Consider the following 23,814-nt stretch of genomic DNA (forward strand, 5'->3'; position numbering starts at 1 on the left):
AGACCAGCATCGGCATCGACTTCGACGATCCAGACGCCATCTCTCGGCGTGTGCTGCGCCGCAAATTCCTGGCCTGTAGTTGAGGCCAGAGTGACGGACTTGTCCTCCGCCTCATAAGCGGGGTGGCGAAACAGAACCTTCACAGAATGCAAGGGAATGGGCGTGCCGGCGGCATCGCTGAGGCTGTAGCGGACCTCGCCCCATGCGATGATGAGTTTGCCGGTCCAGCCGAGTGCGGCCTGGGCGCGCCCCTCCTCGGCCTTCTTGTTGAACTGCTGGCTCGCCACATAGGTGTTTTCAACGACAAGACCGGTCCAGCTTGTGCTGGCCAGCGTGGCCATGGTCACATTCACGCCAACAACCACACTGAAAAAGCCGAGAATGGTAAGCAGCATATGCCTTCCGGTAAATTCGCGGGGCCTTCGCATATTGATGCTCATCTGAGGATCTCCGGTGCGTTGAACGTGGCCGTGTATTCGTCGACTTCGAAACTTGCCTTGTCTTCGACCCGGAACTTGAATGTTTGCGCTTGCCCCTGGAGCTGTTCAGCCGGCTGGCGGACGAAAACCTTCAGCATCTTCAGCCGGTCCGGTTCAACGGCGATGGCAAATGAGCGATCTGCGGGCAGGTCGAGCCCGACGACGTTCATTTCCGCGCCTTGTAAGCCCTGCATGGTGACGACAACCGTCCTTGGCTCGGGGATCATGTTGAGCAGCTTGACGGTGTAACCATTGCGAATCGATCCATCGGACAGCGTCACGAACTGCGGATTGCGGTCGTGCAGAACGCTGACCTCGAGCCGGTCGCGCGTCAGCAACGAATAGAGCAGGGCAAGACCGATCGCCGACCACGCGCCCATGTAGACGAAGGTGCGTGGCCTGAAGATTTTGCGGAGATGGAAATGGGCCAACCTATCGGAGAAAGCGCCGCCGTCGGTCCGCACGAGCGACGGGTTCACCGAGCAAGAACCGCCTGCAGTGGCTACCGCCATGTTGGCGTTGTAATCGGACAGCGTCGCATAGGAGATCAGTCCCCGCTCCTTGCCGAGCTTGTCCATGACGCCGTCGCAAGCATCGATGCAGAGCGCGCACGTGATGCATTCAAGTTGCTGGCCGTCGCGAATGTCGATCCCCATCGGGCAGACGGCGACACAGGCGTTGCAATCGACGCAGTCTCCAACCGGCTGCCCCGCGGCAAGCACCTTCTTGGCGTGGCGCGAACGTGGCTCGCCGCGCCAATCATTATACGTTACGGTGAGCGAATTCTCGTCGAGCATGGCCGCCTGGATGCGCGGCCATGGGCACATATAGGTGCAGACCTGCTCGCGCATCAGTCCGCCGAACGTGTAGGTGGTCGCCGTCAGCACCACGATGGTGATGTAGGCGATGGGCGCTGCGGTCCCAGTGAAGACCTCTCGAATTAAAGTTGGCGCATCGGCGAAATAGAAAATCCAGGCACCCCCCGTTGCCGCGCCTATGACCAGCCAGATAGCGTGTTTGGATACACGCAGCACAAGCTTGCGCGCGGCCCAGGGGCCGGCATCGAGTTTCATGCGCGCGTTGCGGTCGCCCTCGATCGCGCGCTCGACAACCAGAAACAGGTCGACCCATACGGTCTGTGGGCAGGTATAGCCGCACCAGGCCCGGCCGACCGTGGAAGTGACCAGGAAAAGGCCGATGCCGGCCATGACCAGCAGGCCCGCAACATAGTAGAATTCCTGCGGCCAAATCTCGATGAAAAAGAAGTAAAAGCGGCGATTGGCGAGATCGATCAGCACAGCCTGGTCGGGGGCAAACGGGCCCCGATCCCAACGCAGCCAAGGCGTCAGGTAGTAAATGCACAGCGTGATTGCCATCACCAGCCACTTGAAGCGACGAAAGCTGCCTGAAGCGCGCTTCGGGAAGATCTTCTTGCGTGCGGCATAGAGCGGCTGACGCGTTTTGGCCGAGTTGACCGCCTCGGCCTCAAGTCGCTCTACCTGAATGTTGTCCAGCACGAATATCTCCAGTCGCAGCGGATCATTTTGCCGTGCAACCGGACATCTCTGATGTGGGGCGACGTCCGGAACGCAGGGTGCTGGCCAAACTTTGCCGCATGATGGGCCGCGCCGCGTTGATGCAAGTCAATCGCCCATGCCGCAAATACGATCGAGGCCCGGCGCTAGCCGGGCCTCGTCGCTTAGCTGGCGGAGGGCCGGGAATAGAACCCCCTCTATTCCCCACCGCCAAGCGAATGGATGTAGACGGCGAGCTCCTTGACTTTGGTGTCGCCAAGACGTCCGCCCCAGGCTGGCATGACGCCCTGTCTGGGGGCGCGAACCTGTGCGGCGATCGATGCTTCCCCGGATCCGTAAAGCCAGATGGCATCGGTCAGGTCCGGCGCGCCAAACTCCTTGTTGCCTTTTGCATTTTCGCCATGACACGCCACGCAATTCTCCGCGAAGACCTTGGCACCCGGCTCGACCAGACTTTCGCCTTGAACAGGTGCCGACAGGCTGGCGACGTAGGCGCTGACCTGCCTGATCTGGTCAGCCGTGATAATGTCGCCAAAGGCCGGCATTTCGGATTGGCGTGTGTCCGGGTCCGATGCAAAGCGGATGCCGTGTGTGATCGTCTGCTGGATCTGCTCGGCACTTCCGCCCCACAGCCAATCGTCGTCGTTGAGATTGGGAAAGCCGCTGGACCCTTGAGCGCCGGAGCCGTGGCACTGCACGCAATTGACCTTGAACGCGGCGGCGCCAGCGGCACCCGCGAATTCGCGCAGCGCATCGTCGGCGGCAATCTCCACGACAGTTTTCGACTGTACAGCCGCAACATACTTGCCCTTGGCGATTTCAGCTGCGGCGAGCTCGTTCTTCACATCATTTCGGCTCGAATAGCCGATTACGCCTTTGGTCGCGGAGCTCAGCATCGGCCATGCCGGATAGGCGACGGTATAGCCGATCGCCCAGAGGATGGTGATGTAAAAGGTCGTGATCCACCAGCGCGGAAGCGGATTGTTGAGCTCGCGGATGCCATCCCACTCATGGCCGGTGGTTGAAATGCCCGAGACTTCATCGATATGCTCGTTGCTCATTGTCAATCGTCCTTGAGAGGTATCCGGGCGGCTTCGTCAGCTTGCCTGCGGCCGCCGGGGCGAAGCGCGAAGGCAATGCATCCGACGAAGAACAGCGCCATGGCGAGCAGGCCCCAGCTGTCGGCAAATTCTCGCATCAGATTGTAATTCATCGATATCTTCCTCAGCGGTAGCCGGCGGCCTCGTCATAGTTATTGAAGTCGACCAGCGTGCCTAGCATTTGCAGGTAAGCGACCAGGGCATCCATTTCGGTGACCTGCTGCGGATTACCGTCGAAGTCACCGAGCTTGGCCTTCGGATAGCGTGCTTCGAGGCCGGACGTGTCGACGTTGGCATCCGCTTGTGCCATGAGATCGGCATTGGCGTTAGCGACCATGTCATCGGAATAGGGCACACCCACACGCCTGTTCGCGATCAGGTGCGTCGAGAAGTCCTTCACCTCGATCGGTGTATCTTTCAGGAATGCGTAGCTTGGCATGATCGATTCCGGCACCACAGAGCGCGGGTCGGTGAGATGCTGGACGTGCCATCCATTCGAATAGCGGTCGCCCACCCGCGCGAGGTCCGGTCCGGTGCGTTTCGATCCCCACTGGAACGGGTGGTCGTACATCGACTCGGCTGCCAGGCTGTAATGCCCATAGCGCTCGACTTCGTCGCGGAACGGCCTGATCATCTGGCTATGGCAGAGGTAGCAGCCCTCGCGCACATAGATGTTGCGGCCGGCGAGCTCGAGCGGCGAATAGGGCCGCATGCCTTCGACTTTCTCGATAGTATTGTCGAGATAAAAGAGCGGCGCGATCTCGACTATGCCGCCGACCGTCACCACCAGAAGGGAGCCCACGAGAAGAAGCGTGGCGTTCTTCTCGATCACGGCATGTCTGTCCATCAAGCCCATTTTCCGGCTCCTTATTCGGCAGGCTGCAGGACGGGAACAGGATCCGGCATCGGTTGCTCCTCGCGCTGATAGCCGAGGATCGTCATCGCGACGTTCCACGCCATGATCAGCATTCCGGCGAGATACATCGCGCCGCCCAGAGCGCGCATGACATAATAGGGATGCATGGCTGCGACGGTCTCTGCGAAGGAGTAGACCAGGAAGCCCTGCTCGTCGTATTCGCGCCACATCAGGCCCTGCATGACGCCGGAGACCCACATCACTGCGGCGTAAACGACGATCCCAAGCATCGCCAGCCAGAAGTGCCAGTTGACGAGCCGCAGCGAATAAAGCCGGTCGCGGTTCCACAACTTCGGGACCATGAAATAGATCGCGCCGAACGAGATAATGCCAACCCATCCGAGCGCGCCCGAATGGACGTGACCGATGGTCCAGTCGGTGTAGTGCGAGAGCGAGTTGACGGCCTTGATTGACATCATCGGGCCTTCGAACGTCGACATCCCGTAGAAGGCGATGGCCATGACCATCATGCGGATGATCGGGTCGGTGCGCAGCTTGTCCCAGGCGCCCGAGAGCGTCATCAGGCCGTTTATCATGCCGCCCCACGAGGGCATCCAGAGCATGATTGAGAACACCATGCCGAGCGTCTGGGCCCAGTCCGGCAGGGCGGTGTAATGGAGGTGGTGCGGACCGGCCCAGATGTAGAGAAAGATCAAAGCCCAGAAATGGATGATCGACAGTCGGTAGGAATAGACAGGTCGGTTGGCCTGCTTGGGCACGAAATAATACATCATGCCGAGGAAGCCGGCCGTGAGGAAGAAGCCGACGGCATTGTGGCCGTACCACCACTGCGTCAAGGCATCCTGGACGCCGGAGAAAGCTGAATAGCTCTTTGAACCCACGAACGAGACGGGCATCGACAGGTTATTGATCACATGCAGCATCGCGATCGTCACGATGAAGGACAGATAGAACCAATTGGCGACGTAGATGTGCGGTTCCCTGCGCTTCAGGATGGTGCCGAGGAACAGGACGAGGTAGGCGACCCATACAATGGTGAGCCACAGGTCCACATACCATTCGGGCTCGGCGTATTCGCGGCTCTCGGTGATACCGAGCAGGTAGCCGGTTGCCGCCATGACGATGAACAGCTGATAGCCCCAGAACACGAACCAGGCGAGATCGCCGCCGAACAGCCTGGCACGACAGGTCCTCTGCACGACATAAAGCGACGTGCAAATGAGCGCGTTGCCGCCGAAGGCAAAAACCACACCGGAAGTATGCAAAGGCCGCAAGCGGCCGAAGTTGAACCAGGGCTCGATGTTGAGATCCGGGTAGGCAAGCTGCAGCGCGATGACCACGCCGACCAGCATTCCCACCACGCCCCAGAACATAGTGGCGATGGCACCGTAGCGGATCGGTCCATCCATATAGGCGGACGGATCGATTGCCGCGGGCGCTGCGAAGCTCGTGTTGCGAAGAAGGATGGTGATAAAGCCAAGCAGCACGATGAGCAGCACCCACATGTGCTGCCGAAAAGGTTCGTCCACACCAAACCCGGCAGCCACCAGCGCGATAAAGGCGAAAAGGCCCAAAGCGACGATTTCTGTGCCGAACTTCATAACATGTCCCCGAGGTCGGATTCCGATGCGCGGACGCCAATCCGCATCGATACCAATTCAGCAGTCTCCCCATTGCTGCCTTGATCCATGTCAAAGCCATTTGCTTTTGGATTCGGCAGCTTTGATCTCGCAAAGGGTCAGGAGGTTGTCTTTGAACAGGGAGAGGGAATCGTCGCGGTTGGAAACAGGCCGCGACAGTTCGATATCCGGCAGAGAGGCGGTACCAGCGGCGTTGATGAAACGCGCGCATCTGGACAAGCTGCAGCTCTGTGATGCCTTGGAAAGAATCGCGGATACCTTGCCGAATGTCGACCGCCTGAAATGCCTTGGCACGGCCAACGCGATCGTCCCGTTGCTGCGCAACATTCATCAATATGAAGAGACGGTTATCTTTCCCGCCTACGAGGCCACTGTCGCTGGCAGCGCTGCCAGCCTGGCCTCAGTCCGGCGGCTGCGCGCCGAGCATGTCGAAGACGAATGCTTTGCCGGTGAGGTGACCGAAATCCTGCTGGCGATTGGCCATGGCGAGAGGTTGCACAACCCGGAAGCCGTCGGGTTCATGCTGCGAGGGTTCTTCGAAAGCATGCGCCGGCATATCGCGTTCGAACGCGAGCACGTCTTGCCCATGATCGCAGTGAGCGACGAACGATAAGCACCTGAACGCCGCTGCAGTCGGCTCAAGCTGTCTACCGTGACGTGCCGGCCTTGACCGAAATCAAGGCGGCGATGGGGACCTGCAGCCAGGATTCAATTTTGTAAGGATGACGGAAGACGACATGCGACCGGAATTGGCTACCAGACTTGGCGAGAATGTGCCCCGCTACACCAGCTATCCTACCGCGCCGCATTTTCACGCGGGCGTCGATGCGGTTGTCCAGCAGGGCTGGTTGGAGAGGCTTGAAAATGGAGACGAGATCTCGCTCTATCTGCACATCCCCTATTGCGATAGACTTTGCTGGTTCTGCGCGTGCCATACCAAGCAGACACGCCATTACGAACCGGTGACTGCATATCTTCGTTCGCTGCATGCTGAGATCGCGACGGTTGCGGGTTTTGTCGCCGGCAGGAGCCATGTCCGCGCCGTGCATTTCGGCGGCGGTTCGCCCACCATGCTGAAGCCCGAGGATATGGTGGCGTTGGGGACTGCCTTGCGGAACAGCTTCGATTTTGTGAAGGACGCAAAAATCAGCGTCGAGATCGATCCCAACGACATGGACGAGGCGCGCCTCGATGCACTGGCCGAAATCGGCATGACCAGGGCAAGCCTTGGTGTGCAGGATTTTGACGCGAAGGTGCAGAAGGCGATCAATCGCGAGCAGAGCTTCCTGCAGACCAAGAGCGTTGTCGACGGAGTTCGTTCACGCGGCGTCGGTTCCGTCAATCTGGACCTGCTCTACGGCTTGCCGCACCAGACCAGCGACAGCGTCTGTTCCACTGTAGCGCAGGCGCTGACCCTGGAACCAGACAGGATGGCGCTGTTCGGCTACGCGCATGTGCCCTGGTTCAAGAAGCACCAGACGATGATCGACGAAGCGTGGCTGCCTGGCCCCGCGGAGCGGTTGGCCCAATCGCAACTCGCTGCGCGAGCGATTGTGGACAAGGGATATGAAGCGATAGGGCTCGATCATTTCGCCAAGCCAAGCGATGCGTTGGCGCAAGCAGCCCGTACAGGGACCTTGCATCGCAATTTCCAGGGCTACACCGAGGATCGCTGCGAGACACTGATCGGGCTTGGCCCTTCATCCATCAGCCGTTTTCGCCAGGGTTACGCGCAGAACATGCCGGCGACGACAGAGTACGGTCGCATGGTTGCAGGGGGCGGACTGGCCGCAGTCCGCGGCATCGCATTGTCCGATGATGACCGCGTCCGGGGCTGGATCATCGAGCGACTGATGTGCGATTTCGCCTTTTCGGCGATCGAACTGGTAGAGCGCTTCGGCGAGCGTGGCCAGCGGCTCCTTTTCAAGGCAAGTTCCCTGGCGATCACCGATCCGGCCCGGTTGCTGAAGCTCGATGGCGACAATTTCGTCGTCCCGGCTGAAAGTCGCCGTTTTGTTCGCAGCATCGCAGCAATGTTCGACGCATATCTTGAGAGCGGCAAGGGCAGGCACTCGGTGGCGGTGTGAGCACCCTCAGAAATGCTCACCGGCTTTGAACGGGCCGATCCGGGTCCCCGCCGCGATCAGGTACGCGGTCGACCAGCCTATCAGCAGGAATCCATTCACCCCCTCAAGTGCCGCCAACACGCGCCATGCGTGAGCGGGTACGATGTCACCGTAGCCGACAGTCGAAAAAGTGATGGTGGAAAAGTAGAGTGCGGTTTCGAAGTCGGCGAAGATATCGAGCAACCGGTAAAGTCCGGCCCAAACCCAGACCTCCGCTGTCATCACGGCGAAGAGCCCCATGACCACGCTGATCATCGCAACGGTTCGGCTGCGGCGCCCGTGCATGCGAAATCGCGCCACCAGATGTCCCATTGCGCGCGTGACTGCGATAAGGCCAAAAGTGTGAATCACTACCGTCAGGCTTATGACGATCGTACCGACGAAGAGGTTGAGAGCCATCCAAGGAAATTACGAAAATTCGAGGGAAGCATTCCTTGCGCGAAGTCAATCCGACCGGGTTTCGCCGAAGACTGCCGGTTCGCCATCGCCCATCACAACGGGAGCGAGACGAAAGAACATCGCCAGCTTCAGGCTTGTCGCGATCCGTTCGGCGCGGTCTACGAACACTGCAGCGGTTTCCGGGGCGAAGAGTTCGACCGCCGTCTGCCGGAACAAGGCCAGCCAGACATCGAAATCGGCCTCGGTGACATCCTTGAGTTTGAGGTGCGCCGGCACCGGTCGTCCGTGGTAGTCGCCGCTCTTCAGGATAACGGAACACCAGAAATCCGTCATTTTCTCGAGATGAGGTTCCCAATCGCCGGTGATTTCGCGCGTGAAAATCGGTCCAAGACGCCCGTCCTGCCTGACCTTTGCATAGAATTCGCGGACCAATCTTCCGATCGTCGTGCGCTCGACGCCGGTATGGTCCAGCGGCCGTTCCGCGACAGGACCCGCCCGATGGGCAAAAGCTGATTTCAATGTCATCATGCACTCGTGTATGCGTTAGGAAATGTGTTTGTGCGTCAGGAAAATCCCAGGCGCCGGAGGGCAGCCTGCACGGGGCTCGGTCGGTCACGGACAAGCCGGAAACCCAAATTGTCAGGCGGCGTTCCGACCGCGCAACCGCCGCTCTTTCCATCCCGAATGAAGTCAGACATGTAGGTGCGGTGAAATCCTTCGACAACGTGTACGCCGCAATTGTCGATAGAACTCTCGATCCGCTTGCCATCAATCGCTATTATGGCGTGGGAATAGCATGTTGAGGTCCATTCCCAGACATTTCCCCCAATATCTGCCACGCCTTTTGAATTGGTGCCGAAGGACCCCTGAGCCCTCGGTTCCGGATCGGGTTTCCGCCCAAGCGCAGTCTCGAGCCGATACCGGGTGAGCCACCGCCGCGCCGGGTTGTTCGGGTCGCCTTCGCCCTCGATGTCACCTCGGAACTTTTCGCTGGCCGCATAAGCCCACTCGACGTCCGTTGGCAGCCGCCATGCCTGTCGCGTGCGGGCTGACAGCCAGGTCGCATAGACTTCGGCATCCATGTGGCTGACGCCGGTGACCGGAATGTTGTTGCCACTCTTGCGTGAGTCGACGGGCTTGCAGGCGCGGTCCGCCACGCAGCGTCCGTATTCCGAAATGCTTACCTGGTATTTCATGATCTCCAGCGGCGCCTTAATGGTTTGCTGCACTATGGGCGCTGCGACGGGATGGTTCCCCTTGAGGAACTCCCCAGCCTGTGGGTGCTCGAACGAGCCGGATCCCAGGACCACCATTTCGCTCACTGCGGTCTGATGGGGGAGCCCAAAAGGGCGCGTGTCGAGCGCATGGCTTACGCCCCAACCGATCAACGCGACGGCCGCAGTTGTTCCGAAGGTAATGACGGGGTCAAAGGACATGGTGCCAATTCCGCCCGCAAGCGCAACCCCTTTGGCTCCGCCGCGGGGTCGCACCGAGGATCGGATCTCCGGTCTACGAGGTGATCGCCCTGGGCGCTTCGACCTGCATCATCAGATCGTCGTCCCAGTTTCCCTCGACCGTGAAATGCGCGGTCGCGCCGAGTTCGACTGCCTCGATCAGATTGTGGTTGACGTAGGCATAGATGCCCGGCTGCAGGAACGTATACAACGCCGCCCCTGCCGACCCACCACGGATGAACCAGGTTTCCAGATCCTTGGCCGGTGGGTTGGCGAACTTGCCCTGTTCCCAGACAAAGTCGCCATGACCCCCGATCAGGTGCGGACGCGTGTCGCGGTTGGCTTGGGAATGAACGAGCAACATGGTTTCACCGACCTTTGCTTTCATGGCATTGTCGCCGGTCAGCGAAGCAGCCCTGCCATTGAACACCACATGCGTCGGGATCAGCCCGCGCATCACCTTGAGAGTATCGTCGTAATTGTCGCCGGCGGTTTCATATTTCTTGAATCTTCCCTGCTCGTCGCTGGGGATGTAGAAGTCGTTCTCGCCGACGTAGTAGATGCGATCATACCGAACGGGATTGCCCTTGTCGTCCTTGAGGCCGTCGCGTGGCAGCACCATAACCGCGCCGCTCATCCCCGATACGACGTGCCACGGGATCATCGCGCCGCCGGGTGCGCAGTGATATACGAACGTTCCGGCCCGCGTGGCCTTGAAGCGCAGCGTAACCTGCTCGCCCGGATTGACTAGCGTCAGCTCGCCGCCGCCGAGCCCGCCAGTGGCAGCATGGAAATCGATATTGTGGGCGAGGGTATTGGTGTCTGGATTGATGAGGGTAAGCTCAAGATAGTCGCCTTCATGCACGACCATCAGAGGGCCTGGGATCGAACCATTGTAGGTCATCGCATTGAGCTGCGTGCCGTCGGCGTCAATGACCATCGGTTTCTCCTCGATGGTCATGGTGAATTCGACGATCTTTGGACCGCCCTTGGCGACCTGATCGTGAGCATGCACGAATGGCGGCGGGACCAGCGTTATCTTTTCACGGGGCAGCCCGGCGACATCCTTGACGCTTGCCACTGCCGGCATTGCACCAATGGTGGCGACCGCGGCTGCGGTAAGAACAGAGCCCAACAAAGCTTCGCGTCTCGTAAGCATTTCCATCTCCTTGGTGTCGGCCATCCGATGTCATCAGAATAGCCTCGGCGTCAGCCAAGTCTTTGCGCTAGCGCAAATCCACTGCGTCATTTCAGTTGTCTCTGTTTTGGAGACTAATGTACCGACGGAAGGCATCGGCTTTGCTGCATGGAATCGAGAATCAAATAGGCCGGGCTGGACCTCCCCCTCGGTCCACCCGGCCTTCCCCCGGCCGCCTAAGCGGAGGGGATCTGCGAGATCTGCAATGAAGGTCAGTTAGAAGCGGTGTTGGTCGCCTCGGCGAATAGTTCGGCGAATACCGGCTTGGCTTTCCCGACCTGCTTGACGGCTTCCGCCGCCGCCAGGTTGACCGGCTTGCCGACGACGATCAGCGCAACCATGCCCATGCCATAATGTGGAGCGCACTTCACGCCATAGACCCCCTCCTGCGTAACGGTCACTGCAATTTCCGTGCTGGGCTTGCCCTTGAAGGCTTCAGCTCCGTCCGGAATCATGCCCTTGATGCTTTCGGCGTTGTGGGACTTGTCGGTGGGCACGAACTTGATCGTGTCCCCGGGCGCCGCACGAACAAAGGCAGGCTGGAAGACCATTGAGCCTTTCTCTCCCTTGTTCAGCATCTGTACGACATGTTCTTCGGCATTTGCCGCACCGGCGATTGAGAGCAGGGCGATAGCGGCGGCAATCAGGGGAAGTTTCATTGGAATTCCTTTCTTGACTTCGTCACGGCACTAACCGTTGCGCTCTTCTACTGGACCGGCAGACGTGGTGATTTGCGCTGGCGCAAATTGGCGTGCGAAATGTGCATAGGAGAGCCCGTCTCGCCCGGCGAGCCTGCTCCCGCCCGCCTTCAAGCTGCGGTTCTTGACTGCCGCACTTGCTACCGTGGTCGAACGAGCATGCCGCCGAACAGACCCGCATAGCCAACGAAGGATGCGATCCACAGTGCCGCAGAGATATGAAGGAGCACTGCCTCGGTGGGCGCGAACGCAGCTGCGATCCGAAAAATGGCCGCAAGCACGACAGCGGCAAGATTCTGCACGTGCCTGTACTTGCTCGCAGTTCACGGCCCGTGTGTCCGAGCGTGGCGCGGCTCATGACGGCCAGCGTCATACAGGCCACCGCTCCGACGCCGAACGCATGAATGCCGGCCACCGCGGGCACTGTCTCGGGCACGAAGACAGCGAGGCCGGCAATCAGGAGGCCGATTGGCACGAAGGCGAATGCCACATGCAGGACCAGCACGAGAGGATCGCGCAGCGTCCGGTCGCCAGCCCAACGAGCAAGCCGGACCGCATTGAGGACCGCTCCGGCGATCAGCACCGCGCCGGTGCCCGGAAGGGTGGGAAAGAAGGCCCAGGCCGCCAATCCGGCCGCCGAGAGTGCGATCGTTCCCACGTCGAACCTGCCGAACGGGACCGGCAGGCGCCCCGGTCTCTCACGCACCAGCCAGTTCCGGGTGAAGGAAGGAATGATGCGGCCGCCTATGATCATGACAAGGACGACCGCCGCGCCAAGACCGACACGGCGGCTGATGTCAGACACGCCTTGATAGTGCGCCGCAGCATGAAACATCATATTCGCCGCCAGAAGTGCCATCACCGGCAGCAGGACCCTGAGGTTTCGCAGTTTCGGCCCGCGATGATTTCCGTTGCGGCAGCGGCAACGACTGCGAGAAGAAAGGCGCAGTCTACGACGGCACTGAGCAGCCAGCCTGCCTGCGCCGAAAAGAAGACGGTGAACCGCCCCGCGGACCAAAGCAATACCAGGCCCAGCAGGGGAAGGCCCTGCACGGGAAGCCTTCCGGTCCAGTTCGGGATTGCGGTCAATAGGAAACCGGTCACAACGGCCACCACATAACCAAACAGCAATTCGTGAATATGCCAGTCCACTGGCGAGAAGCTGCTGGAGGTCTCGAGCCTGCCGTAAAACAGAAGCAGCCAGAACAGCATCGCCGCACCGCCATACAGTGAACCGATAAGAAAGAACGGCCGGAACCCGTATGAGAGAACAGCCGGATAGGTGCTCGGCCGTGTTCGTGGAATTGCCATGACTTCCCTTCAAGGAGAAAAACAGGTGGGCGTGATAGGTGACAACATGGACGGCCGCCACTCCGGTCCTTCTATGGTGACTGGGCAGACGGAGTTTGCCGCAGCGCAAACAAGATTTGGAATTTCAGGGATAGGCGGCGAATAAGCGCCTCTTGCCGCAGGAGGGCCGCCCATGACACATTCTATGCTCGGGCTGAGGGCGAACCTGGATGCATTGGGCGCAACAGCACTTGGGAGGGCACAGCGTTGGGTAGCCTCGATCGCTCGCTGATTGCCGGGCTTCCTGTCTTTGGGGGCATAGCCCCTACGGATCTCGACTGCATAATCGGACAGGCCAGGTCGTTGAGGATTGCCAAGGACCAGCCGGTGTTCGAGCAGGAGCAGGAAGCAGATTCCTTTTTCCTGTTGCTCGACGGACATGTGCGCGTGGTGAAATCAACTCCCGACGGTCACGAGGTGACGGTGCGATACATAAGTCCGGGTGAGTTGATGGGCATCGCCCATGCGCTTGGCCTCACTATCTACCCGGCAAGTGCGATTGCCGCAGTTGATTGTATCGTTCTTGCCTGGCCGAGTCGCTTATGGCCGACATTTGCCACCGATTTCCCCAGTTTCGGCTCCAATACGTACAAGGCCGTGGGCAGCAGGCTTCAGGACGCTCATTCGCGCGTCATCGAGATGTCCACCGAGCAGGTGGAACAGCGCGTTGCCCGTGGGCTGCTCAAGTTGGTCAAGCAATCAGGCAAGAAGACCGACGAGGGCATCCTTATAGATTTCCCGATCTCACGTCAGGACATTGCCGAGATGACCGGCACGACACTTCACACAGTCAGCCGGCTGCTCTCGGCATGGGAAAACCAAGGATTGGTCAAAAGCGGACGCCAGAAAGTGACGGTGGTCGAGCCTCACCGGCTCCTGGTAATTGCGGAAGGGCGTGATCAAGCCTAATCCGGGCCACCGGCATTCGTCACCGCCAGCAGGTCGCGACGGAGTTCTTCTTCGCTCAGATCGTGCTCTCGTGCCGCGTCGGAAACGGTGTGAAACGAAGCAATCGGGCAGCCGACGCAAAGCATGCCGTGCTGGAGCACCACGCGGATGGTCGCCGGCGACCCACGCATGATTTCGTCCATCGTCGCATCGTCGCTGAATTTGCGTTTCATGCCGCTTGTCCACGTTTGAACAGCGACATCCTGCTGCTGGGTTCAGGGATGTTCGTTGCGCTGAGGCAAACAAGAGGCAGTTCAGCCTACCTCACGCCTAAACGACGCAGATCGTCGAGCGCGTCAGGAATCTCTTCTCCCGCCCATTGTCGAGCGAGAACATGCCGCCGCGGCCAGGCACCACATCGATAACAAGATTCGTGTGCTTCCAGGCCTCGAATTGCGAAGCCCCGATATAGAACGGCGCGCCTTGGATGTGGCCGAGCAACACATCGTGATCGCCAATGATGAAACCGGCACGCGGATAGCACATGGGCGAAGAGCCGTCGCAGCAGCCGCCGGATTGGTGGAACAGCACCGGTCCATGCTCGGCAACGATCTCCGCGATCAGTTCGAGCGCTGCCGGCGTTGCCGTGACTTTCGCATGCATGGCTTTTCCGATTTTTTACCTGGAGCGCGGCCCGCGCGGGGCCGCGCAGTAGACGACAAGGCGATCAGAAGAAGCCAAGCTTTTTCGGGCTATAGCTGACAAGCATGTTCTTGGTCTGCTGGTAGTGGTCGAGCATCATCTTGTGCGTCTCGCGACCGATGCCCGACTGCTTGTAGCCGCCGAAGGCGGCATGCGCGGGGTAGGCGTGGTAGCAATTGGTCCAGACCCGGCCGGCCTGGATCGCGCGGCCAAAGCGGTAGGCGCGGTTGCCGTCACGCGTCCACACACCGGCGCCAAGGCCGTAGAGCGTGTCGTTGGCTATTGCCAGCGCGTCCTGGTCGTCCTTGAAGGTCGTGACCGAAACCACCGGTCCGAAAATCTCCTCCTGGAAGATGCGCATCTTGTTGTTGCCCTTGAACACCGTGGGCTTGACGTAATAGCCACCCGCCAGGTCACCCGGCAAAAGATTGCGGGTGCCGCCGGTCAACACTTCCGCGCCTTCCTGACGGCCAATGTCGATGTACGACAGGATCTTTTCCAACTGCTCGGACGAGGCCTGGGCACCGATCATCGTCGCCGGATCGAGCGGATCGCCCTGCACGATCGCCTCGACACGTTTGAGGGCACGTTCCATGAATCTGTCGTAGATCGACTCATGAATGAGGGCGCGGCTGGGGCAGGTGCAGACTTCGCCCTGGTTCAGCGCGAACATGACGAAACCCTCGATCGCCTTGTCGAAGAAATCATCATCCTCGGCGACGACATCCTCGAAAAAGATGTTGGGCGACTTGCCGCCCAGTTCCAGCGTGACCGGGATCAGGTTCTGGCTGGCGTATTGCATGATCAGGCGGCCCGTCGTGGTCTCGCCGGTAAAGGCGATCTTGGCTATGCGCGGCGAGGAGGCGAGCGGCTTGCCGGCCTCGAGGCCGAAGCCGTTGACGATGTTGAGCACGCCCGGCGGCAACAGATCGCCGACGAGATCGGCCCACAGCAAGATGGCGGCCGGGGTCTGCTCGGCAGGCTTCAGGACCACGCAGTTTCCGGCGGCGAGTGCTGGTGCAAGTTTCCAGCAGGCCATCAGCAGCGGGAAGTTCCATGGGATAATCTGGCCGACCACGCCGAGAGGCTCATGGAAATGATAGGCGACGGTGTCCTCGTCGATCTGCGAAAGGCTGCCTTCCTGGCCACGTAGGGCGCCGGCGAAATAGCGGAAATGGTCAATGGCGAGCGGCAGGTCGGCCGCGGTCGTTTCGCGGATCGGCTTGCCATTGTCCCAGGTTTCGGCGCATGCGAGCAGATCGAGGTTTTCCTCCATCCGGTCGGCGATGCGGTTGAGGATGAGCGACCGCTCGGCTACGCTGGTGCGCGCCCAGGCGTCTTTGGCTGCATGGGCCGCGTCAAGCGCCGCCTCGATGTCGTGGGCATCCGAACGCGCCACTTCGCACAGCAGCTGACCGTTTACCGGTGATTGGTTCTCGAAGTAGCGGCCGGAGTGCGGCTCGGCCCACTTGCCGCCGATGAAGTTGCCATAGCGCTTGTCGAACGGCGCCTTGACCGCGCGTGAGAATTCTACCTTGTTCATGTTCTCCTCCCAAAATCGACGCCGCGGGATGCGACGCTTAAGCGGAGAGACTTGCGATTTCCGCTGCCATTGTCACCGTGTCAAGGACAGTAGCCAGGCGCGGTGTGTCGCAGAATTGCGACAGTCATGTGAGGTTTCGAATGGTTAGTGGGACCTGTGGACGTCCAGACGGTTGAGCTTGCGGTGAAGCGTCGCGCGGCTGATCCCAAGCGCCTGCGCAGCAGCCGACACATTTCCGTCGGCTCGCGCCAGCGCCCGCTGCAGAACACCGCGCTCCGCCTCGGCGAGAACTGCGGGGCCGCTCTCCGTCCAACCGAGCAGATCGGCCGCGGGCATCGGCTTGTCGAGACACAGCTGGGTTAATCCAAGCGCCAGGCGAGCCGACCGCGTCGCGCCGACCACAAGGTCGTCCGCATCAACCGCGATCAGCGCGCCGGAGCCCTTATCGGCCACTGGCGCTAGAAGGATCCGCGCCTTCGGGAAGGCCATCCTGAAGTTCTCCGCCTCGATCCGACGAACTGCGTCGACCACGGCCACCGAAATAAGATTGGCGAAGGCTTCGGTCAGATCGGCCCGGCACGAAGACACGTCAAGCGCAGCCACAAGATCTCCCCGGTGATCGTAGATCGGAGCCGTGGTGCAACTCAGCCCCGTGTTGCGCGTGTGAAAGTGCTGGTCGCGATGGATTGTCAGCGCTCGCTGTTCCACCAGGCAGGTGCCGATCCCGTTGGTGCCCTGGCTTTCTTCGTTCCAGACGGAGCCGGTCCACAAGCCCCAGGAATGAAAAGTCTCGTCGTCGACGGGCGCGCCGCGCCGCTCGACCGGCACGCCGTCACGATCGGCAAGAAGCACGCAGCAGCCAATGCCGCCCACCGCGAGATAGAGACGGTCCAGCGTGGATTGGGCCGCCCGGACGAGCGGTTCAATGCGTTGCCGGGCCGCGATCAACTCGATTTCCGTCAGATAGCGTGGCGGCGTGCAATCGGCCGGATCGAGCCGGTGCAAACTGGAAGAGCGACGCCAGGAGGCGACCAGCGCGGATTTCGCGGCGGCGTGCGAAGCGATCGCGGCCTGAATGCGATCGGCATGACGACCGGACAAATCCTCCCTCATGTTCATCCTCCCTTTCGGCTCCTGGAGCAGCCTGCCTCAGAAGAGGCAAACTTGGCATGGCATCAGGTTCCGCCTTCAATCACCACGCTGTCAATTCGACACAAGCACCAGAAGGGACATCCCCTATATTCCCCTCAGTTAGTGATATTTTGGCAGATCGATAGTCATTCCTCGCCAGTGCACCTTTTGGTGTTGATGCCCCAAAGCCTACCTGTACGAATTAGGTTTTCATTGATCGAGGGCAAAGACGAACCACTATGTTCAGCCGCCGTAGCCGTACGGAACGATGCGGGGAAGTTTCTGATTGGCCGATGAAGGCAAGGGTCAGATACAGCCTCGGGTTCATGAAAATCAGTGCTGTCGAAGCATGCTCGGCCTCAGTTCACAAGGAACGCTCACGGGCGCAGGCATGTGGCTACAAGAAGGGCAGCGACCGATTTTTCTCGATCGTGAACCTCGGCTGGGCAGCCATGAGCTTTCGATCTGCCCGGCGAGCGGTCTCCAGGTATCGTTCGTCGATAGAATGATGATGCCGGCAGGGGCGGCGATGACCTTACGGGCGGAAAGACTGTGGCCATAAGTGCCCGCCCATTTTTTAGCCGTGACACCTTGCGTCAATTATCATTATACATTATATACAATTGTATATTGATGGTAGGAGCAGACATGAGATGATCCGTGTGAACGATAGGCTTTCTGTAGGTCCCCAGCCCGCATTATCTGAAATTCTGTTGCTTCCCGACCAGGAGTTCGCAGGAGTGATAAACGTTCGGCCTGATTTGGAAGAGCCCGTCCAGCCCGGAAACGAAGCTGAACGAGAGGCTGCCGATCGAGCGCGCATCTCCTACAAATTCATCCCTGTCACGATGCCGACCATCACAGAAGGGGACGTGCGGTCCTTCCAGGCAGCTATGGCCGATGTTGGTGGCGCGGTCTTTGCCCACTGCAAGACCGGCACTCGCGCATTGAGCCTATTTGCGCTGGGCGAGGCGCTCGATGGCCGAATGTCGCCTGTTGAGATTACTGCAATGGGCCAGAATCTCGGGGTAGACCTATCGGCAGCAAACCGCTGGTTGGAAGGGTACAGGCGGACCCGACCGGTAGTGAAGGGGTTTTTCGACCCCCGAACATGGAGCGTGCAATATGTAGTTTCGGATCCCGGTACCCGCAAATGCGCGATTATCGACCCGGTGCTCGATTTTGACGACAAGTCCGGGGCGACCAGAACATGCAACGCCGATGCGATGCTTGATTATGTTGCCGAGAAGCGGCTGTCCGTTGAATGGATTCTCGATAGCCATCCTCATGCCGACCACTTTTCTGCTTCGCAGTACCTGAAGGAGAAGACCGGCGCGCCGACTGGGATAGGAGCGAGGGTCGTCGACGTGCAACGTTTGTGGCAAGGCATCTACAACCGAGCTGAACTTCACATAGACGGCTCGCAATGGGACAGGCTTTTCTCGGACGGAGACACTTTCAAGGTCGGTTCAATCGAGGCGCGCGTAATGTTTTCGCCCGGTCACACCCTGGCCTCGATCACCTATGTGATCGGTGATGCGGCTTTTGTTCACGACACCATCTTCATGCCTGACAGCGGAACGGCTCGCGCTGATTTCCCTGGTGGAGACGCTCGCACGCTGTGGAGATCGATCCAGTCCATTCTGGCGCTTCCTGACGAAACGCGGTTGTTTACTGGGCACGACTACCAGCCAGGCGGACGCGAACCCAAATGGGAAAGCACGGTAGGCACTCAGAAGCGTACCAATACACATCTGACCGACATGACCGAAGAAGGCTTCGCCGCAATGCGTCAAGCGCGAGACCGTATGCTGCCTATGCCGAAGCTGATCCTCCATGCCTTGCAGGTCAACATCCGGGCTGGGCGTTTGCCAGAGCCGGAAGCAAACGGTAAGCGCTACCTAAAATTTCCCCTCAACGCATTGGGAGAAGCAGTGTGGTGAGCGAAATCCTTGTCGATGAAACCGAAATGGAGATGTCGCTTGCCGCAATGGAATCCCGCGCCGGCGAAGTTGCAGCTCTTCTAAAGACACTAGCGCATCCAATGCGACTGATGCTCGTCTGCACCCTTGTTGAAGAAGAGCATTCGGTTAGCCAATTGGAAGAAGAACTTAATATCCATCAACCAAACCTATCCCAGCAGCTGACAGTGTTGCGGGACGCCAAAATTGTGGAAACCCGGCGCGATGGAAAACAGATCTTCTACCGGTTGACCGCCGATAAGGCTGCCCAATTGGTTTCGGCGCTCTACACGATCTTCTGTTCGGACGGCCCGTCATGACCTCTTATCTCCCTTCGCTTCTGGGCGGGGCCCTGATCGGACTTTCGTCTATGATGCTCTTGATCCTGAACGGTAGAATTGCCGGCATCAGCGGGATTGTTGGCGGTTTGCTCCAAGGCAATAATAGGTGGACAAACGCTGCCTTCGTCGCCGGGCTGCTGCTTGGCCCGGTCGGGTATTTCCTGACTTTTCACCGTTGGCCGACCGCAACCATCACTGCGTCACTGCCGCTGGTTATGATGGCTGGGTTTCTGGTCGGTTTCGGATCCCGCATGGGTTCGGGTTGCACAAGTGGTCACGGAATAATGGGGCTGGCGCGGCTATCGCCGCGGTCAATTGTCGCCGTTGTGACGTTCCTTGTGAGCGGCGCTCTAGCGGTCGCGCTTCTTCACGGAGCAGTATTGTGAGACACGCTAAATTACAGGTCATGGCGGCCCTGGCCGCGGGCACCATCTTTGGCTACGGTCTGGCGTTGTCGGGTATGCTTGATCCTGTCCGTGTTCAGGGTTTTCTCGACGTCTCTGGCGCGTGGGATCCGAGCCTCGCATTCGTGCTGGGCGGCGCCGTTGCAGTTGCAACGGGAGGCACGGCCTTGGTGAGGCAGATGTCACGACCATTTCTGGCGGCGACCTTCCATTTGCCTGTCAGTGCGCGGATTGACGCCCCCCTGGTTCTAGGTTCGGCGATTTTCGGCCTTGGATGGGGACTGGGCGGGCTCTGTCCTGGTCCCGCGGTAGCTTCGTTGTCTCTGGGGCTAGCGCCGGTACTTTTCGTAGCCTTAATGCTGGCGGGGATGGTTGCTCATGACCGCTGCTTTGTCCGAAGAGCATCATGACAGGTAGTTTGTTTTCTGCTGTGGGCTCAGGGAGTCTGGTGGGCTTCACTCTTGGTCTGGTCGGAGGCGGCGGATCGATCCTTGCCACGCCGCTCCTGCTCTATGTTGTCGGTGTCGCTCAGCCGCATATTGCCATCGGCACGGGCGCCCTGGCGGTGGCCGCCAACGCATTGGCGAACTTTGGAGGCCATGCCCTTAAGGGGCACGTCTGGTGGCGTTGTGCAATCGTATTTGCAGGACTGGGCTCGGTTGGGGCGCTCGCAGGTTCGACCCTGGGAAAGTCGATCGATGGGACGCATCTGCTATTCTTCTTTGGATTGCTTATGCTTGTGGTCGGCGCACTGATGCTTCGCCCCCGGCGCCGTTCTTCGACAGCAGGCCGACTTGTGGATGCCAAGATGTGTAAGACGACTGCTGCAGTCGCCGCCGTCGCCGGTGCGGCCTCTGGTTTCTTCGGAATTGGCGGCGGCTTTCTTATCGTTCCCGGATTGATCCTGGCGACCGGAATGCCAACGATCAACGCGATCGGGACGTCTTTGCTTGCCGTCGCAGCTTTCGGCCTTGCAACTGCCTTCAACTACGCCCTGTCGGGAATGGTCGACTGGCAACTGGCCGCAGAATTTATTGGAGGCGGCATTGGCGGCGGGTTGATCGGCATGTTTGTGGCGACACGCCTCGCTTCGTACAAGAACATGCTTAATCGGATCTTTGGCGTACTCGTAATTGTCGTCGCGGGCTATGTTCTCCACAGGAGTGTCGGTCAACTGGCAGGCGGATAGTCTAGCGTTGCAACTGATAGATTCGCTGATCGGAATGAGGTTTTTTCGCCTCGTGCGTTTATCACCCGGTCTTTGCTGGGATGTATGCCCTGCAGCATGAGCCCAAGAGACCAAGTAACCTTCGATCACGGCCATCACTGTCCGACGCGCCACGTCCCGAACGGTCCCCAATGAGATTGGCTGGTGCCGATACTGATCGACTCCGGCAGCTGGCTTTCGTTCGGTGAGTATTCCTATGAGCCTTTCGGGAAGCGACAGTACGATCCTGCCGGGACGTGAACGACGGGCAGCCGTGCAGGCAGGAACTGGCCAATCACCCTATCCGCCGAATTGTGGCTCGGTCTCGTCGGCCTACGCATCGAACGAAGCGACCGCTGCGAGCTGGCCTCGCACCCACGCGTTGCCGGCGTCGCGGTCGAATCGGCGGTGCCAGTACATGGTGACGTCCATTGCCGGCGATTCCATCGGCGGCATGAAAATGTCCAAATCGAGACGTTCGGCGACCAGACGCGCAAAGTGGACCGGGATGCTGCCGAGCAGATCGCTCGTCGCCACGGCTAGCGCCACGGCGTGGAAATGCGGAACGGTGATGGCAACCTTGCGTGATAGACCGAGCCTTTCAAGCGCGGGATCTATGGTTCCGGTCCTGCTCCCGTCCGCCGAGCGCAATACCTGCGGGATGGCGCAGAAAACATCGGCTGGAATGGCCTCCGCAGGCCGGATGCCTCTCGCGCTCAGCAAGAGGTGCCTGCGGCGGGCGATGCAAACCAGCCATGAAAGGAACAGCTTGCGGCTGAGGATCCACTCCGGAGTTTCAAACCCCCTGTCCAGCACGATGTCGGCCTTGCCGTCGCTCAGCAGGCCCAAAACGTCGATCGAGGGGTAGTCCATCATCTGGAGAATGATCGATGGTGAGATCGGGGTGATCCTCGCCGCCAGCTTCGGCATCAGCAAGGTCGAGAAATAATCCGACCCGATCAGCATGAACGACCGCGTCGACGTTTGAGGATCAAAGACTGCGTTTGCCGCAAGCGCCTCTTCGATCTGCACCAGCGCCTGGTGCACCGGCTCCTTTAGCTGGAGAGCGCGAGGTGTCGGCATCATGCGGTTGCCGTCGCGCACGAAAAGCTCGTCGCCTAGGATAGAGCGGAGGCGCCCGAGCGCCGAGCTGACCGCCGGCTGCGACAGGCCGACCCGTTCACCGGCGCGCACCGTGCTCAGCTCCAGCATCATGGCATCGAAGACGCGCAGCAGCTTGAGATCGAACGCGGCCAAATTCACAGGGCCAATACCCCGCATATAATCAATCGATTTTCACCACTCAGATCATCGCCCTAACATGCAAACTGCGCTGCAGCACAACCTAGCCAACTGGATGCGGAAAGGAAATCTCGATGAACATCGCCACAGCTTCGATGCGCGCAGCGCGCATCGTGAAATGGATGGACACGATCTACACAATCAACGTCGGCAAATACCAGAGTGGCGGCATCGTCGGCATCTTCGAGTCGACCGTGCCTTCGCGCGGTGGACCGCCGGTGCATGTGCACCACAATGAGGACGAGGTAATCCATGTGATCGAGGGCGACTATGAATTCTGGCTCGACGGTGAGGCTGTTCCAGTGGCAGGGGGTGCCTCGATCTTCCTGCCGCGCGGCGTGCCGCATACGTTTCGCGTTGTGAGTGCCGGGCCAGGGCGCAACCTTACGATCCTGACCCCCGGAGGGCTGGAGGAATTCTTCGTTGAAGCGGCCGCTCGCGAACTGCGCGTTCCTGATCAAATAACGGAAGTGGCGGAACTGGCAGGCCGCTATGGGATCGAGTTCCGCGGACCGGCCAAGTGGGGCGACTCTAGTTTGAAGTCCAACGAGAAGCCGCAATGACGAGGTAGCGCCGGATGTGCCGGCGTCATTCCGGTGCCAGCATCAGTGGTGGCTCTCGCGGGCCGCGCGCTGTCACTTCCCGGGGCTGCTATGCGGGCTCCGCGCCTGATGCAAGTACCAGCTCCGCTTCGTTGGCAACGTAGCGGATACATCGGGAATCGGCGTTCGCACTGGACCTTGCACACCTCGTGGCATCGTTGCGCCAAGCGGACACACGAGGCCGACGCTCGACGGGCAAGGACGTGGTGGACATCTCTCCGATCATGATGATTGGGACGAGTGTCTGCTTTGAAAACAGCGAGGGTCTTCTTGATGTAGCTCGACTGCGCAATTTGTGGACTCGCTTCCGAGAGTTGCCATCAGCTGGGTCTGTCGTGATGAGTCATAGGGACCTTATCCCAGCAAACCTTCTCGTGCAGGGCGGGCGTCTTGTCGGAGTGCTTGATGGCGGCAGTTTCGGACCAGCAGACCCGTCGCTGGATTTAGTAGTCGCGTGGCATCTTCTAGCCGAGCGAAGGGCGACCTACCAGTGCGTCCTTCAAGTTGAAGATCTTTGGTGGAACCGTGGTGTCGCTTGGGCGTTCCACCAGGCAATGGGTCTCGTGTGGTATTATCATCGCACCAACCCCGCAATAAGTGCGCTGGGGCGCAGCACGATCTCTCGTCTCTGGGAACTGGGCTAGGTGCGTCGTCTCCCGGCCAGATCGGGGTCTGAAAGGTCGCCCATTGTAAGCGTCGCCAGCGTCGGCTTCCCCACCTTCCAAGACATTCGCACGAAACCAAGCAGCTTCCCAAAGTAGGCGATGAGGTGACTGCCCCTCCGGCTTCCTCTAGCAGCGTCATTGGGCAATCAACTGCAACTGCCGCTGATCTCGTTTCCGGCATGTTGAGCATCGAAACGATTGCGCAAACGTTT

Annotated in this window: 26 protein-coding genes and 1 pseudogene; 10 read left to right on the top strand and 17 right to left on the bottom strand. The window is 59.7% G+C overall.

The genetic code is table 11. From position 1 onward, the window contains the following. From AC0L2Y_RS20970 to ccoN, 6 genes are all read right to left on the bottom strand, one after another. A partial coding sequence (locus AC0L2Y_RS20970) for a FixH family protein (RefSeq protein ID WP_473559144.1) occupies positions 1 to 440 on the bottom strand: 440 nt, incomplete at its 3' end. Further along, positions 437 to 1,996 (bottom strand): cytochrome c oxidase accessory protein CcoG, encoded by a 1,560-nt coding sequence (ccoG, locus tag AC0L2Y_RS20975; protein WP_473559146.1) that lies wholly within the window; start codon positions 1,994 to 1,996, stop codon positions 437 to 439. The genes ccoG and AC0L2Y_RS20970, both read right to left, overlap by 4 nt. 215 nt (positions 1,997 to 2,211) lie before the next feature. Then, a complete protein-coding gene (gene ccoP / locus AC0L2Y_RS20980; RefSeq protein ID WP_473559147.1) occupies positions 2,212 to 3,075 on the bottom strand; it encodes a cytochrome-c oxidase, cbb3-type subunit III in 864 nt (287 codons plus the stop codon). Between the two features lie 2 nt (positions 3,076 to 3,077). After that, entirely contained in the window at positions 3,078 to 3,227 is a 150-nt protein-coding gene (locus AC0L2Y_RS20985) for a cbb3-type cytochrome c oxidase subunit 3 (RefSeq protein WP_292656579.1), read from the bottom strand. Between the two features lie 11 nt (positions 3,228 to 3,238). After that, the gene (ccoO, locus tag AC0L2Y_RS20990) at positions 3,239 to 3,970 is read right to left on the bottom strand and encodes a cytochrome-c oxidase, cbb3-type subunit II (RefSeq protein ID WP_473559149.1); all 732 of its coding nucleotides are present in this window, start codon (positions 3,968 to 3,970) and stop codon (positions 3,239 to 3,241) included. Positions 3,971 to 3,981: 11 nt separating this feature from the next. Then, positions 3,982 to 5,592, bottom strand: coding sequence for a cytochrome-c oxidase, cbb3-type subunit I (ccoN, locus tag AC0L2Y_RS20995; protein WP_473559151.1), 1,611 nt, complete (start codon positions 5,590 to 5,592; stop codon positions 3,982 to 3,984). Between the two features lie 25 nt (positions 5,593 to 5,617). Between ccoN and AC0L2Y_RS21000 the strand changes: the two genes are divergently transcribed. Together AC0L2Y_RS21000 and hemN are read left to right on the top strand one after the other, a co-directional pair. Beyond that, the gene (locus AC0L2Y_RS21000; protein WP_473559152.1) at positions 5,618 to 6,244 is read left to right on the top strand and encodes a hemerythrin domain-containing protein; all 627 of its coding nucleotides are present in this window, start codon (positions 5,618 to 5,620) and stop codon (positions 6,242 to 6,244) included. Positions 6,245 to 6,368: 124 nt separating this feature from the next. Further along, on the top strand, positions 6,369 to 7,718 hold the full coding sequence (hemN, locus tag AC0L2Y_RS21005) for an oxygen-independent coproporphyrinogen III oxidase (RefSeq protein WP_473559153.1): 1,350 nt from the start codon (positions 6,369 to 6,371) through the stop codon (positions 7,716 to 7,718). 6 nt (positions 7,719 to 7,724) lie between these two features. Here the strand turns inward: hemN and AC0L2Y_RS21010 are convergent, their stop codons facing one another. The 6 genes and pseudogenes from AC0L2Y_RS21010 to AC0L2Y_RS21035 all read right to left on the bottom strand — a co-directional run bounded on the left by AC0L2Y_RS21010 (position 7,725) and on the right by AC0L2Y_RS21035 (position 12,817). Further along, positions 7,725 to 8,156, bottom strand: a complete 432-nt coding sequence (locus tag AC0L2Y_RS21010) for a potassium channel family protein (protein WP_353015351.1) — start codon at positions 8,154 to 8,156, stop codon at positions 7,725 to 7,727. Between the two features lie 45 nt (positions 8,157 to 8,201). Further along, positions 8,202 to 8,681, bottom strand: a complete 480-nt coding sequence (locus AC0L2Y_RS21015) for a group III truncated hemoglobin (RefSeq protein ID WP_473559155.1) — start codon at positions 8,679 to 8,681, stop codon at positions 8,202 to 8,204. Between the two features lie 38 nt (positions 8,682 to 8,719). Beyond that, the gene (locus AC0L2Y_RS21020; RefSeq protein WP_473559157.1) at positions 8,720 to 9,592 is read right to left on the bottom strand and encodes an SUMF1/EgtB/PvdO family nonheme iron enzyme; all 873 of its coding nucleotides are present in this window, start codon (positions 9,590 to 9,592) and stop codon (positions 8,720 to 8,722) included. Positions 9,593 to 9,665: 73 nt separating this feature from the next. Next, a complete protein-coding gene (gene nirK / locus AC0L2Y_RS21025; protein ID WP_473559159.1) occupies positions 9,666 to 10,769 on the bottom strand; it encodes a copper-containing nitrite reductase in 1,104 nt (367 codons plus the stop codon). A 251-nt stretch (positions 10,770 to 11,020) separates the two neighbouring features. Continuing rightward, on the bottom strand, positions 11,021 to 11,467 hold the full coding sequence (locus AC0L2Y_RS21030) for a pseudoazurin (protein WP_473559161.1): 447 nt from the start codon (positions 11,465 to 11,467) through the stop codon (positions 11,021 to 11,023). 179 nt (positions 11,468 to 11,646) lie between these two features. After that, positions 11,647 to 12,817 (bottom strand): annotated as a pseudogene (locus AC0L2Y_RS21035) (NnrS family protein). A 246-nt stretch (positions 12,818 to 13,063) separates the two neighbouring features. Between AC0L2Y_RS21035 and AC0L2Y_RS21040 the strand changes: the two are divergent. After that, the gene (locus AC0L2Y_RS21040) at positions 13,064 to 13,765 is read left to right on the top strand and encodes a Crp/Fnr family transcriptional regulator (RefSeq protein WP_473559163.1); all 702 of its coding nucleotides are present in this window, start codon (positions 13,064 to 13,066) and stop codon (positions 13,763 to 13,765) included. Here the strand turns inward: AC0L2Y_RS21040 and AC0L2Y_RS21045 are convergent. The 4 genes from AC0L2Y_RS21045 to AC0L2Y_RS21060 all read right to left on the bottom strand — a co-directional run bounded on the left by AC0L2Y_RS21045 (position 13,762) and on the right by AC0L2Y_RS21060 (position 17,102). After that, the gene (locus tag AC0L2Y_RS21045) at positions 13,762 to 13,977 is read right to left on the bottom strand and encodes a DUF1858 domain-containing protein (protein ID WP_473559164.1); all 216 of its coding nucleotides are present in this window, start codon (positions 13,975 to 13,977) and stop codon (positions 13,762 to 13,764) included. The genes AC0L2Y_RS21040 and AC0L2Y_RS21045 overlap by 4 nt on opposite strands. Positions 13,978 to 14,074: 97 nt before the next feature. Next, positions 14,075 to 14,407 carry a DUF779 domain-containing protein gene (locus AC0L2Y_RS21050; protein WP_473559166.1) on the bottom strand — a complete coding sequence of 111 codons (333 nt, stop codon included), beginning with the start codon at positions 14,405 to 14,407 and terminating at the stop codon, positions 14,075 to 14,077. A gap of 64 nt (positions 14,408 to 14,471) precedes the next feature. Beyond that, positions 14,472 to 15,989, bottom strand: coding sequence for an aldehyde dehydrogenase (gene adh / locus AC0L2Y_RS21055; RefSeq protein WP_473559168.1), 1,518 nt, complete (start codon positions 15,987 to 15,989; stop codon positions 14,472 to 14,474). Between the two features lie 144 nt (positions 15,990 to 16,133). Further along, positions 16,134 to 17,102 carry a GAF domain-containing protein gene (locus AC0L2Y_RS21060; protein WP_473559169.1) on the bottom strand — a complete coding sequence of 323 codons (969 nt, stop codon included), beginning with the start codon at positions 17,100 to 17,102 and terminating at the stop codon, positions 16,134 to 16,136. Positions 17,103 to 17,773: 671 nt separating this feature from the next. Between AC0L2Y_RS21060 and blh the strand changes: the two genes are divergently transcribed. Genes blh through AC0L2Y_RS21085 form a run of 5 tightly spaced genes read left to right on the top strand, consistent with a single transcriptional unit; the run spans position 17,774 to position 21,015 of the window. Next, on the top strand, positions 17,774 to 19,063 hold the full coding sequence (gene blh / locus AC0L2Y_RS21065; RefSeq protein ID WP_473559171.1) for a bifunctional sulfur transferase/dioxygenase Blh: 1,290 nt from the start codon (positions 17,774 to 17,776) through the stop codon (positions 19,061 to 19,063). Positions 19,064 to 19,089: 26 nt separating this feature from the next. Continuing rightward, positions 19,090 to 19,401, top strand: a complete 312-nt coding sequence (bigR, locus tag AC0L2Y_RS21070; RefSeq protein ID WP_473559363.1) for a sulfite-sensing transcriptional repressor BigR — start codon at positions 19,090 to 19,092, stop codon at positions 19,399 to 19,401. Beyond that, positions 19,398 to 19,808 carry a YeeE/YedE family protein gene (locus AC0L2Y_RS21075; RefSeq protein WP_473559173.1) on the top strand — a complete coding sequence of 137 codons (411 nt, stop codon included), beginning with the start codon at positions 19,398 to 19,400 and terminating at the stop codon, positions 19,806 to 19,808. The genes bigR and AC0L2Y_RS21075 overlap by 4 nt, the downstream gene beginning before the upstream one ends. A gap of 20 nt (positions 19,809 to 19,828) precedes the next feature. After that, a complete protein-coding gene (locus tag AC0L2Y_RS21080) occupies positions 19,829 to 20,236 on the top strand; it encodes a DUF6691 family protein (protein ID WP_473559365.1) in 408 nt (135 codons plus the stop codon). Further along, entirely contained in the window at positions 20,233 to 21,015 is a 783-nt protein-coding gene (locus AC0L2Y_RS21085; protein ID WP_473559174.1) for a sulfite exporter TauE/SafE family protein, read from the top strand. Before AC0L2Y_RS21080 ends, AC0L2Y_RS21085 begins: the two co-directional genes overlap by 4 nt. A 351-nt stretch (positions 21,016 to 21,366) precedes the next feature. On the opposite strand, the gene AC0L2Y_RS21090 is transcribed toward AC0L2Y_RS21085, so the two are convergent. Next, entirely contained in the window at positions 21,367 to 22,296 is a 930-nt protein-coding gene (locus AC0L2Y_RS21090) for a LysR family transcriptional regulator (RefSeq protein WP_473559176.1), read from the bottom strand. A 113-nt stretch (positions 22,297 to 22,409) separates the two neighbouring features. Between AC0L2Y_RS21090 and AC0L2Y_RS21095 the strand changes: the two genes are divergently transcribed. Next, positions 22,410 to 22,898 (top strand): cupin domain-containing protein, encoded by a 489-nt coding sequence (locus AC0L2Y_RS21095; protein WP_473559178.1) that lies wholly within the window; start codon positions 22,410 to 22,412, stop codon positions 22,896 to 22,898. 266 nt (positions 22,899 to 23,164) lie between these two features. After that, a complete protein-coding gene (locus AC0L2Y_RS21100; RefSeq protein ID WP_473559367.1) occupies positions 23,165 to 23,581 on the top strand; it encodes a phosphotransferase in 417 nt (138 codons plus the stop codon). The last annotated feature ends 233 nt before the right edge of the window (positions 23,582 to 23,814 follow it).

It is taken from the genome of Mesorhizobium sp. WSM4830 (genome assembly GCF_055811495.1).